This window comes from Sphingomonas tabacisoli, from assembly GCF_042678385.1.
GTDB lineage: Bacteria > Pseudomonadota > Alphaproteobacteria > Sphingomonadales > Sphingomonadaceae > Sphingomonas_B > Sphingomonas_B tabacisoli.
In genome coordinates this window covers 636,093-649,769 of the sequence record NZ_JBHUDY010000001.1, presented here as the reverse complement: position 1 = coordinate 649,769, position 13,677 = coordinate 636,093, and the positions used below count along the sequence as shown (strand labels likewise).

Annotated in this window: 13 protein-coding genes and 1 tRNA gene; 6 read left to right on the top strand and 8 right to left on the bottom strand. The window is 66.3% G+C overall.

Annotated features, from left to right (window positions below; all coding sequences use genetic code 11):
- Positions 1-52 precede the first annotated feature (52 nt).
- On the top strand, positions 53-502 hold the full coding sequence (locus ACFSCW_RS03680; protein WP_380887013.1) for a GFA family protein: 450 nt from the start codon (positions 53-55) through the stop codon (positions 500-502).
- Here ACFSCW_RS03680 and ACFSCW_RS03675 read toward each other — a convergent pair.
- The 3 genes from ACFSCW_RS03675 to ACFSCW_RS03665 all read right to left on the bottom strand — a co-directional run bounded on the left by ACFSCW_RS03675 (position 499) and on the right by ACFSCW_RS03665 (position 3,078).
- Positions 499-1,473, bottom strand: a complete 975-nt coding sequence (locus ACFSCW_RS03675; RefSeq protein WP_380887011.1) for a quinone oxidoreductase family protein — start codon at positions 1,471-1,473, stop codon at positions 499-501. The genes ACFSCW_RS03680 and ACFSCW_RS03675 overlap by 4 nt on opposite strands.
- Before the next feature lie 17 nt (positions 1,474-1,490).
- The gene (fabF, locus tag ACFSCW_RS03670; RefSeq protein WP_380887009.1) at positions 1,491-2,750 is read right to left on the bottom strand and encodes a beta-ketoacyl-ACP synthase II; all 1,260 of its coding nucleotides are present in this window, start codon (positions 2,748-2,750) and stop codon (positions 1,491-1,493) included.
- Positions 2,751-2,841: 91 nt separating this feature from the next.
- Positions 2,842-3,078 carry an acyl carrier protein gene (locus ACFSCW_RS03665; RefSeq protein WP_380887007.1) on the bottom strand — a complete coding sequence of 79 codons (237 nt, stop codon included), beginning with the start codon at positions 3,076-3,078 and terminating at the stop codon, positions 2,842-2,844.
- Positions 3,079-3,197: 119 nt separating this feature from the next.
- Here ACFSCW_RS03665 and ACFSCW_RS03660 point away from each other — a divergent pair, with 119 nt between their 5' ends.
- Both ACFSCW_RS03660 and ACFSCW_RS03655 read left to right on the top strand, forming a co-directional pair.
- Positions 3,198-3,767, top strand: a complete 570-nt coding sequence (locus ACFSCW_RS03660) for a 5-formyltetrahydrofolate cyclo-ligase (RefSeq protein WP_380887005.1) — start codon at positions 3,198-3,200, stop codon at positions 3,765-3,767.
- The gene (locus ACFSCW_RS03655) at positions 3,764-3,976 is read left to right on the top strand and encodes a DUF2842 domain-containing protein (RefSeq protein WP_380887003.1); all 213 of its coding nucleotides are present in this window, start codon (positions 3,764-3,766) and stop codon (positions 3,974-3,976) included. Before ACFSCW_RS03660 ends, ACFSCW_RS03655 begins: the two co-directional genes overlap by 4 nt.
- Here ACFSCW_RS03655 and ACFSCW_RS03650 read toward each other — a convergent pair.
- The 3 genes from ACFSCW_RS03650 to ACFSCW_RS03640 all read right to left on the bottom strand — a co-directional run bounded on the left by ACFSCW_RS03650 (position 3,939) and on the right by ACFSCW_RS03640 (position 5,721).
- Positions 3,939-4,115, bottom strand: a complete 177-nt coding sequence (locus tag ACFSCW_RS03650) for a hypothetical protein (protein WP_380887001.1) — start codon at positions 4,113-4,115, stop codon at positions 3,939-3,941. The genes ACFSCW_RS03655 and ACFSCW_RS03650 overlap by 38 nt on opposite strands.
- A 286-nt stretch (positions 4,116-4,401) precedes the next feature.
- Positions 4,402-4,478: transfer RNA gene (locus ACFSCW_RS03645), tRNA-Asp, on the bottom strand.
- A gap of 52 nt (positions 4,479-4,530) precedes the next feature.
- A complete protein-coding gene (locus tag ACFSCW_RS03640) occupies positions 4,531-5,721 on the bottom strand; it encodes an AI-2E family transporter (protein ID WP_380886999.1) in 1,191 nt (396 codons plus the stop codon).
- A gap of 175 nt (positions 5,722-5,896) precedes the next feature.
- Here ACFSCW_RS03640 and glpK point away from each other — a divergent pair, with 175 nt between their 5' ends.
- Positions 5,897-7,360, top strand: a complete 1,464-nt coding sequence (gene glpK / locus ACFSCW_RS03635) for a glycerol kinase GlpK (RefSeq protein ID WP_380886997.1) — start codon at positions 5,897-5,899, stop codon at positions 7,358-7,360.
- Positions 7,361-7,378: 18 nt separating this feature from the next.
- Here glpK and ACFSCW_RS03630 read toward each other — a convergent pair whose 3' ends face one another.
- Together ACFSCW_RS03630 and ACFSCW_RS03625 are read right to left on the bottom strand one after the other, a co-directional pair.
- Positions 7,379-7,585, bottom strand: coding sequence for a hypothetical protein (locus tag ACFSCW_RS03630; protein ID WP_380886995.1), 207 nt, complete (start codon positions 7,583-7,585; stop codon positions 7,379-7,381).
- A 73-nt stretch (positions 7,586-7,658) separates the two neighbouring features.
- Positions 7,659-10,397, bottom strand: coding sequence for a hybrid sensor histidine kinase/response regulator (locus tag ACFSCW_RS03625; protein WP_380886993.1), 2,739 nt, complete (start codon positions 10,395-10,397; stop codon positions 7,659-7,661).
- A 175-nt stretch (positions 10,398-10,572) separates the two neighbouring features.
- On the opposite strand from ACFSCW_RS03625, the gene acnA reads away from it, so the two are divergent.
- Both acnA and ACFSCW_RS03615 read left to right on the top strand, forming a co-directional pair.
- A complete protein-coding gene (gene acnA, locus ACFSCW_RS03620) occupies positions 10,573-13,251 on the top strand; it encodes an aconitate hydratase AcnA (RefSeq protein ID WP_380886991.1) in 2,679 nt (892 codons plus the stop codon).
- On the top strand, positions 13,248-13,604 hold the full coding sequence (locus ACFSCW_RS03615; protein WP_465270201.1) for a GFA family protein: 357 nt from the start codon (positions 13,248-13,250) through the stop codon (positions 13,602-13,604). The genes acnA and ACFSCW_RS03615 overlap by 4 nt, the downstream gene beginning before the upstream one ends.
- The last annotated feature ends 73 nt before the right edge of the window (positions 13,605-13,677 follow it).

The window sequence follows — 13,677 nt, the reverse complement described above, 5'->3', positions numbered from 1 at the left end:
CGGGTATGCGGGTCGAACCGGTTTCGCGTGTATGATGCCGAAAGGAGAGAAGATGCCGATCGACTGGGATCATGTTTCCGACGGCTATCCGGGCGCCTGCCATTGCGGCGCGATCCGCACGGTCTTCCGCTCCGCTAAAAGCCCCGCCGAATTGGGCGCGCGGACGTGCCAGTGCAGCTTCTGCCGCGCCCATGGCGCGTCCTGGACTTCCGATCCGGCCGGCACGCTGGAGGTGCGGATCGGCGGCCCGATCAATCGCTATCGCTTCGGCACCGGCACCGCCGATTTTCTGGTCTGCGGAACGTGCGGCGTCGTGCCCGCAGTGGTCGCGGAGATGGAAGGCGGCTTGCACGGCGTCGTCCGCGTCGATTGCCTTCAGCAGCGCGACGCGTTCCTCGCGGCGGCTCAACCGTCCGACTTTGAAGGTGAAAGCCTCGATGCCCGTCTCGACCGTCGCGCGGGCCGATGGACCCCGGCCCGCATTCTGGAAGCAGTGCTCTAGGGCAGAAGGATCGTTGAGCCGGTCGTTGCGCGGCCCTCAAGATCGCGGTGCGCCTGCGCCGCTTGCTCAAGCGGATAGCGCTGGCCGATCGCGATTCTGACCTTGCCGCTACGGATCATCTCCCACAGCCGCGCAACGCCGGCGCGCCGCTCCTCGGGCGTCACGTAGTAGCTGAACAGGGTCGGGCGCGTGACGAACAGCGAGCCTTTCTGCGCCAGAATGCCAAGATTCACGCCCGTCACCGGCCCGCCGGCATTGCCGTAGCTGACCAGCAGCCCGCGCGGCTGCAACGATCCGAGCGATGCTTCCCAGGTCGACATGCCGACGCCGTCGAACACCACCCGCACGCCCTTACCGTCGGTCAGTTCGCGCACCCGCTTTGCGGTGTCTTCTCGCGTGTAAAAGACGATCTCGTCCGCACCGGCTTCGCGGGCTTGGTTGGCCTTGTCGTCAGAAGAAACGGTACCGATCACGCGTGCGCCGATCGCCCTCAGCCATTGGACGAGGATTAGTCCGACGCCGCCGGCCGCAGCATGAACCAGCACCGGCCAGGCGCTTTCCACGCGAGCGCAGCGCTCGACGAGAAACTCGGCCGTGCATCCCTTCAGCAGCGCTGCGGCCGCGATTTCATCGGAAACGTCCTCGGGAATCGGCAACAGGCTCGCCGCCGCGACGTTGCGTTCCGTAGCATAGGCGCCGAGCGCCGGACCGAACGTCGCGGCACGATCGCCCGGCTTCCAGTCGGTCACCCCCTCGCCCACGGCTTCGACCACACCCGCCGCCTCGACGCCCAAGCCGGACGGGAACGTCAGCGGATAGATGCCGCCGCGATGATAGGTGTCGATGAAATTGAGCCCGACGGCGGTGTGCCGCAGCCTGACTTCGCCGGGACCGGGCGGCGGCAGGCTCACGTCCCGCCATTCGATCACGTCCGGACCGCCGGACCGCTCGATCACTGCCGCCCGCGCCATCGCCGGGTCCTTTCCGGTTAGATCGCCTTCAGCACCAAACTGGCGTTGGTGCCGCCAAAGCCGAAGCTGTTGTTCAGCACCGCCTTTACCTTGCGCTCCTTCGCGACGTGCGGGACGAGGTCGACACCCTCGACGCCCTCGCTCGGGTTGTCGAGGTTCAGCGTCGGCGGCACGATCTGGTCGCGCATCGCGAGCAGGCAGAAGATCGTCTCCACCGCCCCGGCGCCGCCGAGCAGGTGGCCGATCGCCGACTTGGTCGACGACATCGACAGGTTGGCGATGTTGTTGCCGAACAGCCGCCGCACCGCGCCCAGCTCCAGTTCGTCGCCCAGCGGGGTCGAAGTGCCGTGTGCGTTGATATAGTCGATGTCGCCAAGATCGAGGCCGGAGCGCTGCATTGCGACCTGCATCGCGCGGAAAGCGCCCGCGCCTTCGGGATGCGGCGCGGTCACGTGATAGGCGTCGCCTGACATGCCATAGCCGATCAACTCGCCATAGATTTTCGCGCCGCGCTTCTTCGCCCGCTCATATTCTTCGAGCACGACGACGCCCGCGCCCTCGCCCATCACGAAGCCGTCGCGATCCTTGTCATAGGGGCGGCTGCCGCGCTGCGGCTCGGCCTTGAAATTGGTCGAAAGCGCGCGCGCCTGGGCGAAGCCGGCGATGCCGATCGGGCAAATCGCGCCTTCCGCGCCGCCCGCCAGCATCACGTCGGCGTCGCCGAGCTGGATCATGCGGCCTGCATCGCCGATCGAGTGCGCACCGGTCGAGCAGGCCGTCACCACTGCGTGGTTCGGGCCCATCAGCCCGTATTTGATCGAGACCTGGCCGGAGATCAGGTTGATGAGCCGCCCATGCACGAAATGCGGGCTGACGCGGCGCGGCCCCTTATGCTCCAGCACCAGCGATTCGCTCTCGATGCCCGGCAGGCCGCCGATGCCCGCGCCGATCGAGCAGCCGGTGCGCAGCCGCTCTTCTTCGGGCATGTCCGTCAGGCCGGCGTCTTCCAGCGCCTGGCCGGCGGCGTCGATGCCATAGATGATGAACGGATCGACCTGGCGCTGCACCTTGTGATCGACGCGCTTGTTGGGGTCGAAGCCATATTCGTGATCGGCCGGCTTCACTTCGCAGGCATAGTCGCAAACATAGTCGCTGGCGTCGAAGCGCGTGATCGTGCCCGCGCCCGATTTCGATGCCTTGATATTCGACCAGCTGGTTTCGACGTCGCCGCCCAACGGGGTGACGAGGCCGATTCCGGTGACGACGACACGGCGCATGCAGTAACTCCTAAAGCGAAACGGCTCCCCTGCCCGGATGTGGGCTGGAGAGCCGTTCGGTCAAGTCGGGCGGGACATCCCGCCCGCGGGCTCAGCCCTTGTTGCTGTCGATGTAGCTGATCGCGTCCTTGACGGTCGTGATCTTCTCCGCGGCGTCGTCCGGGATTTCGACCCCGAACTCTTCCTCGAACGCCATGACGAGCTCGACGATGTCGAGGCTGTCCGCGCCCAGATCGTCGATGAAGCTGGCGTCCTCGGTGACCTTGTCAGCTTCGACGCCGAGATGTTCGACGACGATCTTCTTCACCCGGTCGGCGGTCTCGCTCATGGAGTATCCTTCTGGTTAAGCTTTGCAGCCGCGCTTAATCCGCCGCCTGAACGCTGGCAAGCCCCGCGCGGACTCGGCGGCGCTATGCAGCGAGGCGGGTGAGGCTTAAGGCGCGCTGAATGGAAGTGGTCGAAGCAAAGGCGCGGCTCAGGGCCGAGCTGCGGGCAAGGCGCGATGCGTTTTCGGCCGATCTCGATTCGGTGGCGCGCACGCTCGCGTTCCGTGCGCCCCCGACTCCGCTCCGCATGCTCATCGGGCAGTCGCAGTGCATCGCCGGCTATCGCTCTGTCGGTAGCGAGGCCGATCCTTCCGCGCTGCTTGTCTATGCTGTGGATGCGGGCAAGAAGATCGCGCTTCCCTTCATCGACCGGCCGAGCGTGCCGATGCGTTTCCTGGAATGGACGCCGGGCGACCCGCTGCTGCCCGGCCCGTTCGGGATTGAGCAGCCCGACATCGCCCATGCGCCCGAAGTGGAGCCGGACCTGTTTCTGGCGCCCCTGCTCGGCTTCGACCGGCGGCTGCAGAGGCTGGGGCAAGGCGCGGGTTTCTACGACCGCGCCTTCGCCCGCTACCCGGACGCCGTGAAGATAGGCGTCGCCTGGCACATCCAGGAAATCGACTTTGTGCCCGACGATCCCTGGGACGTGCCGCTCGACGCCGTCCTCACTGAACGCGAGTGGATCGCGTGATCGACTCGTCCGCCCGCCATGTGATCGGCATTTTCCTGGTGCTGGCGCTGATCGCCGCCTGGGCAGTGATCGTCGCCAGCTTCAGCGCCGAGATCGGTGCGCTCTGGGGGCCGCTCCAGCTCCTGATCTACGCCGCGTCCGGGATCGTCTGGATTTTCCCGGCCATGCCGATCATGCGATGGATGGCGACCGGGCGCTGGCGGCGCTGAGAGGGCGCTTCAGCGGCGGCTCGGGATTGATCTTCTCGCGGCCCCAGAAATTGCCGTCCCACAACGCCGCGGCGGCTTGTTGCAGGGACACGGAATAGCTGCCGATCGCGCGGGGCGCGGCTTCGGTCTTCACGGACATGGATACTCTCCAGCAGGGCGCATTCGCCCCTAGCGTCGGTGTGTGTCGGTTCGGTTGCGCTTGGGTTTAGCGACAGCGACAACAACGCATCGGCAGGTTCGGCCGGGCGGAGAACGAGGCGTAACGCATAAAGACCTCCTTCGCTTTAGCCTTTGGTGACGCGGGGCAAGCTGAGTTCAAAATCCGCGAGCCCGCTTGGGACTGCAGCTTCTCTACCGATCGGATTGAGAAGGCACAAAGCAGCCATGCTTGGCTGCGCGATAGCGTTTCTTTTGCAAGCGGAGAATGGCGCGAGTGACGGGGCTCGAACCCGCGACCTCCGGCGTGACAGGCCGGCGCTCTAACCGACTGAGCTACACCCGCGCTTCGGTTGAGGAGGGGCCGGTTAGGGGAGCGCTTGCCCCCTGTCAACGATTCAATCGTCGCCTTCGTCCGGCTCATGTCCGGGCGCGACCAGAGTGCCTTCCTCGAACAGGAAACCGGCGATGTCCGGCTTGCCCGCGGCCTGCGCAATCGTCTGGATGATGATCAGCAGCGGCACGGCGAGTAATGCGCCGGGCGTGCCCCACACCCAGGCCCAGAAGCTCAGCGACAGCAGGATCAGCAGCGGGTTGATCGTCAACCGCCGCCCGAGCACGGCGGGCGTAACGGCGTTCGCTTCGACCAGATGCAGCCCGATCTGGATCGCAGCCGGGGTCAGCGCCACCCACACGTCCGCAAAGGTCATCAGCCCGCCGAGCGCCAGTAGGATCGCCGCCAGGATCGGGCCGATATAGGGGACGTAATTCAACAGCGCGACGATGCCGCCCCACATCAGCGGCGACGGCATGCCCATCAGCCACAAGGCAGTCGCGACCAGCGCACCCAGGATGGCGTTGATGACGGTGATCGTGCCCAGATAGGCCGAGGTCGAATCGACCACGTTCTGGATCACTCGCGCAGTCGCCAGCGCGCCGCCGAAGCTGCCGCGGCTGGTGATCGTCCGCTCCCTGAGCCGGGTCCAGCCGCTCAGGAAGAAATAGACGACCAGCATGCCGAAGAAGAGCTGGATCGCGGCATGCGGCGCCGACGACACGTAATCCATGATCGAGCTGGGCGCGGCGATCGCCGAGGCCTGGGCGGCGGCGACCGGCCCCTTGGCGAGCATCTGCACCGTGTCATCGACGAATTTCTGCAGGTTCGAATAGAAGTCGATCACCGGCGCCAGATTCGCCTGGATCTGCGGGATGCGTTCGGGAAGGGCGCGAAACCACTCGGTCGCCGGGACCACGATCGACGCAAGCGCTGCGTTCGCGATCACCAGGAACAGGAAAAGGCACAGGAACGCGGCGATCCCCGACGGCACGCGCCGCCGCTCCAGCCATTCGAGCAGCGGCACGAGCGCGATCGCGATCACCATCGCGGCGGTTACAGGCAGGAAAAACTCGGCTCCGGCGCGCAGGGCGAAGGGCACCCCCAGCAGCAACCCGATGCCGGCCATCAGGCACAGGCCCGCAAGCAACCGGTTGCGCTGATATTCCAGCGTCGGCTCGTGCGTGCGGCGGGCGCGGTCCAGCGAGGCCGGCTCCAGCCGCCGCTCGATCCGTTCGGATTGTTCCACCCGCATCGGGTCTTTATGCGCGAGAAAAAGCCGGGTCGCTAGGGACAACCCTCTCCCCACTGGGGAGAGGGTGGGCGAGCGAAGCGAGACCGGGAGAGGGGCAGAGCCGGCACGCAGGGTGTCGGCCCCTCTCCCTGGCCGCTTCGCGGCCGTCCCTCTCCCCGGCGGGGAGAGGGAAGATATGGCCGAAACGATTCTCGTGATCGACGAAGGGACGACGTCCACCCGCGCGATGCTGTTCGCGCTCGACGGACGATGCCTCGGCTCCGCGCAACGCGAACTGACGCAGCATTATCCCGCGCCGGGACTTGTCGAGCACGACGCGGCTGAAATCTGGACGCGCACGCTCGAATGCGCGCAGGAGATGGTCGCCAAGGCTGGCGGCGCGGAGAAGGTCGCCGCGATCGGCATCACCAACCAGCGCGAAACGGTCGTGTTTTGGGACAAGGCGACGGGCGAGCCGCTGTCCCGCGCGATCGTCTGGCAGGACCGGCGCACGGCCGATTTTTGCGCGGAGCTGAAGGATCAGGGTCACGAAGCAACCGTCCAGGCCAAGACTGGGCTCCTGCTCGACCCCTATTTCTCAGCCTCGAAGATCGGCTGGGCGCTGCGCAACTGGCCGCAATTGAAGGAAGCGGGCGACCGGCTCGCCGTCGGCACCGTCGAATCATGGCTGGTCTGGAAGCTGACCGACGGCTTGCACGTCACCGACGCCACCAACGCCTCGCGCACCGCGCTGATGGCGATCGGCAGCGGTGGCTGGGACGACGGGCTGCTTGCGCTGTTCGGCGTGCCGCGCGCCATCCTGCCGGAAATCGTCGATTGCGCCGGCCGCTTTGGCGAAACCAGGCTGTTCGGCACGGCCATTCCGATCTGCGGCTTGGCCGGCGACCAACAGGCCGCGACCATCGGCCAGGCCTGTCTCTCGCCCGGAGACACCAAGGCGACCTATGGCACCGGCGCGTTCGTGCTGACCGCGACCGGCACCACGCTGCCAACCTCGCGTCATCGTCTGCTCGCCACGGTCGCGTGGCAGCTCGGCGGCCAGCGTCATTACGCGCTCGAAGGAAGCGTGTTCGTCGCTGGCAGCCTGATCAAATGGCTGCGCGACGACCTTGGGCTGCTCGCAAGCGCGGGAGAGAGCGAGGCTGTCGCCCGCTCGGTGCCGGACAATCGCGGCGTCTATCTGGTGCCCGCGCTATCGGGCCTGGGCGCGCCGTGGTGGCGGCCCGACGCGCGTGCGGCGATCACGGGCCTCAGCTTTTCGGCCAAGCGTGCGCACGTCGTCCGCGCCGCACTCGAAGCGCAGGCGCATCAGACTCACGATCTCAAGACCGCCTTTGCAGGTGATGGCTGCGATTGGACGCGGCTCCGCATCGACGGCGGCATGGCGGCCAATGACTGGCTTGCCCAGGACCTTGCCGACATGCTGGGCATCGAGGTCGAACGCCCCGCCTTCGTCGAAACCACCGCAATGGGCGCCGCAATGCTGGCCGGTGTCGGTGCGGGCTTGTTCGGCTCGCTGGAGGAAGCCGCCGCCCTCAGGGGCACTACGCACGCTTTTCGGCCGGAGCTGGCCGCCCACAAACGCCAGGTGCGGCTCGACGGCTGGACGCGTGCGGTGCAGTCGGTGCTGCAGACCTGACGCCCGGTCGGGCGGCCCCTACTCCTCCTCTTCCTCCTCATCGTCGCCGAGCAGGTCCGGATCGTCGACGTCGAAAGCCAGATGCTCTTCCAGCGACTCGCTGATCAGATCGAGCTGCTCGAAGCTCGCCGTCAGCTCGACCGTGTCGCCGTCTTCGTCCTCGATGTGCAGCAGATACTCGTCCCCGTCCCGCTCGATCGTGAAACGCGATAATGCCTTCGCCATGCCGTCCTCCTCGTGCGCCGGCTCACAACGCACGATTTGGCTTCTGGGTGCATGGCCGAAAGACTAATCTGGATCAGCTCAGCGAGCGTTGCAGCACCGGCTCTTCGGCCAGCAATTCGGCGACGCGCAAAGCCAGCTCGGCATGGCGGTAAGGCTTTGGCAGCACGTCGAAATCGCCAAGCTCTTCCGGCCCGAGCTGGGCATAGCCGGTGACCATCAGCACCGGCAGACGCGGAAGCCGTTGCCGCAGTTCCATCGCGAGCTGGGCCCCGGTCATGTCGGGCATAAGATGATCGGTGACGAGCAGGTCGGGCTTCATTCCCGCTCCGATCGTTTCCAGCGCTTCCTGCGCCGATGCCGCGGACACGACATCGTAGCCGAGCTCGATCAGGCTCTCCGCAGTGGTGAAGCGCACTTCCTCGTCATCATCGACAAGCAACAGCCGCGCGCGCCGCGGGGCAGTCCGGGCTTCGGGCTCCACGACAGTGCCGGTCGTTTTCTCCAGCGCGATCGGGAGCCACAGCGTGGCGCGCGTCCCTTGCCCCGGCGCGCTTTCGAGCCGGAACGCGCCGCCCGACTGACCGGCTAGTCCATGCACCATGGAAAGACCGAGCCCGGTTCCTTGCCCCGCCGCCTTGGTCGAAAAGAACGGTTCGACCGCGCGCGCAAGCGTGTCGGCGTCCATGCCGATGCCGGTATCGCTGACCGCGATACGGATATAGTTGCCCGGCGCGAGGTCGGGATGTTCGTCCGCCGCCACCTGCTCCTGCGTGACATGCCAGCCCAGCCGCCCCCCGTGCGGCATCGCATCGCGCGCATTGACCGACAGGTTGAGCAGGGCAAGCTCGAGCTGGTTCGGATCGACCAATGCCGCCGGCAGGTCGGACTCGACTTCCGCCACGAAATCGATGCGCGGCCCGAGCGAACGCTGGATCAGCTCGCGCATGCCCTGCACCAGATGCGCCGGATCGACCGCCCGCGGCTGCAGCGTCTGCCGGCGTGCAAAGGCGAGGAGCCGCTGGATCAAGGTGCGTGCGCGTTCGGCCGACGCGAGCGCGCCGTCGATCAGCCGCACCGATCGCTCGTCCTCCAGCCGCCGCCGCAGCAAGTCGAGGCTGCCGACGATCGGAGTGAGCAGATTGTTGAAATCGTGCGCCACGCCGCCGGTCAGCTGACCGATCGTCTCCAGCTTCTGCGCCTCGTGAAGCTGGAACAGCGCCCGTTCGCGCTCGACGATCGCCTCGTCGACGCGCCGCTGCAGTTCCTGCTCGGCCATGTGCCGCTCGTGGATGTCGATGCAGGCGCCGACCCACTGGGTCACGCGCCCGGCTTCGTCTCGCATCGGCAGTGCGCGCACGAGGTGCCAGCGAAAGGTGCCATCCGCCCGGCGGAAGCGATATTCCGCCATATAGATCGTCTCAGCCTTGAGTGCGCCGGCCCAGATCTCGCGCGCCCGCGCCTGATCGTCGGGATGCAGCGCGTCCACCCATTTGTCGCCGAGCAACTCTTCGCGCGCTCGGCCGGTGAAGCTGCAGAACGTCTCATTGACGTGCAGATTGCCCGCTGTCGGGCTCGACACGAACAGCATGCCGGGGATGGCTTCCGATATCGCGCGGAACTGCGCCTCGGAACGAGCGAGCGCCTCCGCCGTCTCGATCTGCTCGGTAACGTCGGTGTTGGTACCGAACCAGCGAACAATCTTGCCGCGCGCATCATGGATCGGCTCGGCCCTGGACAGGAACCAGCGATATTCGCCGTCCGCGCGTTTCAGCCGGAACGTGTCTTCCCACCGGACGCCAGTGCCAAAACTGGTCGACCAATGCGCGATCACGCGCTCGCGATCTTCGGGATGGACCGCCGCGGCAACTCTCGCGTCCCTGTCCAGCCCGCTCGGCAGGCCGGTATAGTCGTACCAGCGCCGGTTGAACCATGTGACGGTGCCGTCCGGCTCCGCCATCCAGGCGAGTTGGCTGACATTCTCGGCCAGCGCCTCGAACTCGGCGGCGCTGCGCTCTGCCGCCAGCTCGGCGTGCTTGCGCGCCGTGATGTCCATCAGCACACCGGCCAGATTGATCGGGCGACCGGTCTCGTCCCGCTGGAGCTGGCCGCGAACGGCCACCCAAAGCATCCGCCCGTCCGGATGTTTCAGCCGGAACTCGACGTCGTAGGGGGCCCCGCCGGCGACCGCCTGGGCCTGCGCCGCTTTCAGCCGGTCGACGTCGTCGGGGTGAACCAGGCCATAAAGGTCGCTGGTGCCTTCCGGGGGCAGGCCGAACAAGGCCATCGCATTTTGCGACCGGCGGCTGCTACCGTCGCGCAGGTCGAATTCCCACGCCGCCATCCGGGCCGCGTCGAGGCCGAAAAGCATCCGCTCCTCGTTCGCCCTCAGCGCTTCCTCCGAACGCCGGAGCGATGTGACGTCGGTCGAGACGCCCACCAGTCCGATCACCGCGCCCGAGGCGTCGCGCATCGCGGTCTTGGCGGTGCGGAACACTCGCTGCTGGCCGGTCGCCGACGTGAAGACTTCATCGACGATTTCCTGGCCCCCGCTGGCCATAACCCGAGCGTCCATGGCGGCGATCTCGCGCGCCTCGTCGCCGTCGCTCGACCATTCGGATTCGCAATGGCCTATGATCTGCTCGACCGGCCGACCGATCGCCTGCACGGTGGCCGGGTTTACGTAGATCATCCGCCGTTCGAGATCCTTGGCGTAGATGAGGTTGGGCGCGGCGTCGCCGATCGCCTGCAGCAGCGCGGACAGCCGCCCGGCTTCCGCGTCGATCTCAGGCATCCGGGACGCGTCGTCAGCCACTTCGTCTCCTGTTTGCAAAGCCTTGCCTGCCCGCGACGACAGCCTAGCGTTCACCGCGCACAAGTCCAGCAAACCCGCCCTTTTCGTGCGGGGCGAGGCTTGCTAGAGCGCCTCCAAACCGTCGCGGCCGCTCGCGTGGCTTGAGCCGCCGCCAACCTTAACAAAGGGGGATCCCATGACCGCCGTCGGCCAGGACACGCTCAGCACTCGCTCCACTCTGAATGTGGGCGGCAAGACCTACGCTTATTATTCGATCGAGAAAGCGACCGGGAAGATCGGCGACGTCGCCAAGCTGCCTTTCTCGATGAAAGTGCTGCTCGAAAACCTGCTGCGCTTCGAGGACGGCGTGACCGTCACCGTCGAGGATGTCCAGGCGCTCGCCGACTGGCAGAAAGAGCAGAAGAGCAACCGCGAGATCCAGTATCGCCCGGCGCGCGTGCTGATGCAGGACTTCACCGGCGTCCCCTGCGTCGTCGATCTGGCGGCGATGCGCGACGCGATGAACAAGCTTGGCGGCGACGCGCAGAAGATCAATCCGCTGGTCCCGGTCGATCTGGTCATCGACCACTCGGTCATGGTCGACGAATTCGGCACGCCCAAGGCGTTCGAGGATAACGTCGACCTCGAATATCAGCGCAACATGGAACGCTACGAGTTCCTGAAATGGGGCTCCAAGGCACTCAACAATTTCAGCGTCGTTCCCCCGGGCACGGGTATCTGCCACCAGGTGAATCTCGAGTATCTCGCCCGCGCGGTCTGGTCCTCGCAGGGAGAGAATGGCGAAACGGTCGCCTATCCGGACACGCTGGTCGGCACCGACAGCCACACGACGATGGTCAACGGCTTGGGCGTGCTCGGCTGGGGCGTCGGCGGTATCGAGGCGGAAGCGGCGATGCTCGGCCAGCCCGTCTCGATGCTCATTCCCGAAGTGGTCGGCTTCAAGCTGACCGGCGAGCTCGCCGAAGGCATCACCGCGACCGACCTGGTGCTGACCGTGACCCAGATGCTGCGCGCCAAAGGCGTGGTCGGCCGCTTCGTCGAGTTCTACGGGCCCGGCCTCGACGCGCTGTCGCTCGCCGACCGCGCGACGATCGCCAACATGGCGCCCGAATATGGCGCGACCTGCGGCTTCTTTCCGGTCGACACGCAGACGCTCGAGTACATGCGCCTCACCGGCCGTCCGGACGAGACGATCGCGCTGGTCGAAGCCTATTCGAAGGCGCAGGGCATGTGGCGCACTGCCGACACGCCAGATCCGGTGTTCACCGACACGCTGTCGCTCGACATGTCGACCGTCCAACCCTCGCTCGCCGGCCCGAAACGTCCGCAGGACCGCGTGCCGCTGACCCAGGTGGACGAAGTGTTCAACGAGTCGCTCGCGGGCGCCTATGCCGATGTGAAGAGCCATCCCCGCCATGCAGTCGAGGGCGAGGAGCACGGCATCGCGAATGGCGACGTCGTCATCGCCGCGATCACGAGCTGCACCAACACGTCCAACCCGTCGGTGCTGGTCGCTGCCGGCCTCGTCGCCCGCAAGGCGCGCGAGAAGGGCCTGAATCGCAAGCCCTGGGTCAAGACCAGCCTCGCCCCGGGCAGCCAGGTCGTCACCGACTATCTCACCAAGGCGGGCCTCACCGAAGACCTGGACGCCATCGGCTTCAATCTGGTCGGCTATGGCTGCACGACCTGCATCGGCAATTCGGGGCCTCTCCCCGCGCCGATCAGCAAGGCGATCAACGACAACGACCTCGTCGCTGCCTCGGTTCTCTCCGGCAACCGCAATTTCGAAGGCCGCGTCTCGCCCGACGTGCGCGCCAATTTCCTCGCCTCGCCGCCGCTGGTCGTCGCCTATGCGCTGAAGGGCACCGTTACCGAGGACATGATCAACACGCCGATCGCCAAGGGCAAGGATGGCGAGGACGTGTATCTGAAGGACATCTGGCCGACCAACGCCGAAGTCCGCGCGCTGATGGACGCGAACGTGACGCGGGACATGTTCCAGACCCGCTACGCCAATGTGTTCGCGGGCGACGTGAAGTGGCGCGGCATCAACGTCGAGGGCTCCGACACCTACACCTGGCGCGCCGGCTCGACCTATGTCGCGAACCCGCCCTATTTCGAGGGCATGTCGATGACGCCGGCTCCGGTCGGCGACATTATCGACGCGAAACCGCTCGCGATCCTGGGCGATTCGATCACCACCGACCACATCTCGCCCGCGGGCTCGATCAAGGCCGACAGCCCGGCCGGCAAATATCTGATGGAGCATCAGGTCAGCCGCGCCGACTTCAACAGCTACGGCGCGCGCCGCGGCAATCATGACGTGATGATGCGCGGCACCTTCGCCAACATCCGCATCCGCAACGAGATGGTGCCGGGCGTCGAAGGCGGCATGACCCACTATAACGGCGAGGTCATGCCGATCTACGACGCGGCCATGCGCCACAAGGCGGACGGCACCGCGCTCGTCGTGATCGCCGGCAAGGAATACGGCACCGGCTCGTCGCGCGACTGGGCGGCGAAGGGCACCAACCTCTTGGGCGTCCGCGCCGTGATCGCCGAGAGCTTCGAGCGCATCCACCGCTCGAACCTGATCGGCATGGGCGTGCTCGCGCTGCAGTTCGCCGAAGGCGTCGACCGCTCGACGCTGAAGCTGGACGGCTCCGAAACCTTCACGATCCACAATGTCGCCGGTCTCCGCCCGCGCCAGGACGTCGAAGTCACGCTCACTCGCAAGGACGGCAGCACCGAAACGTTCATGACCCGCTGCCGGATCGATACCGTCAACGAGCTCGATTATTTCCTCAACGGCGGCATCCTGCCCTACGTGCTGAGAAAACTCGCGGCGGCGTGAGCGGCGCCACGGGATCCTGTCTTTGCGGCGCCGTGACCATCACGGTGCCGCGCAGGCCCGACTATATCAACGCGTGTAACTGCAGCGCCTGCACGAAGCTTGGCTGGCGCTGCTTCTATTTCGGTTCGGAAGAAGTCGCGATCGCCGGACGCGTCGACTCCTATGTCCGCGCCGATATCGTCGAGCCGTCTCTGGAAGTGATGCGATGCGCGATGTGCGGCTGCCCCGCTTATTGGCAGCCGCTCAGTGACCCTCCGCACGAACGGATGGGGTTCAACGCCAATCTGTTCGACGCCGCGTTCCTGGACGGAGCCGAAGTCCGCCCGGTCGATGGACGGAGCTGGCCGCTTTAGCGGGCGTTTGGATGACGTTGCCCTAGACCCGTCCATGCCGAGCGAAGTCGAGGCACGCACTTCCGTTTGATGC

Excerpts from the sequence above, each read along its gene's own strand:
- ACFSCW_RS03680 (WP_380887013.1), top strand. The coding sequence starts at position 53 with ATGCCGATCGACTGGGATCATGTTTCCGACGGCTATCCGGGCGCCTGC.
- ACFSCW_RS03675 (WP_380887011.1), bottom strand. The coding sequence starts at position 1,473 with ATGGCGCGGGCGGCAGTGATCGAGCGGTCCGGCGGTCCGGACGTGATC.
- fabF (WP_380887009.1), bottom strand. The coding sequence starts at position 2,750 with ATGCGCCGTGTCGTCGTCACCGGAATCGGCCTCGTCACCCCGTTGGGC.
- ACFSCW_RS03665 (WP_380887007.1), bottom strand. The coding sequence starts at position 3,078 with ATGAGCGAGACCGCCGACCGGGTGAAGAAGATCGTCGTCGAACATCTC.
- ACFSCW_RS03660 (WP_380887005.1), top strand. The coding sequence starts at position 3,198 with ATGGAAGTGGTCGAAGCAAAGGCGCGGCTCAGGGCCGAGCTGCGGGCA.
- ACFSCW_RS03650 (WP_380887001.1), bottom strand. The coding sequence starts at position 4,115 with ATGTCCGTGAAGACCGAAGCCGCGCCCCGCGCGATCGGCAGCTATTCC.
- ACFSCW_RS03640 (WP_380886999.1), bottom strand. The coding sequence starts at position 5,721 with ATGCGGGTGGAACAATCCGAACGGATCGAGCGGCGGCTGGAGCCGGCC.
- glpK (WP_380886997.1), top strand. The coding sequence starts at position 5,897 with ATGGCCGAAACGATTCTCGTGATCGACGAAGGGACGACGTCCACCCGC.
- ACFSCW_RS03630 (WP_380886995.1), bottom strand. The coding sequence starts at position 7,585 with ATGGCGAAGGCATTATCGCGTTTCACGATCGAGCGGGACGGGGACGAG.
- acnA (WP_380886991.1), top strand. The coding sequence starts at position 10,573 with ATGACCGCCGTCGGCCAGGACACGCTCAGCACTCGCTCCACTCTGAAT.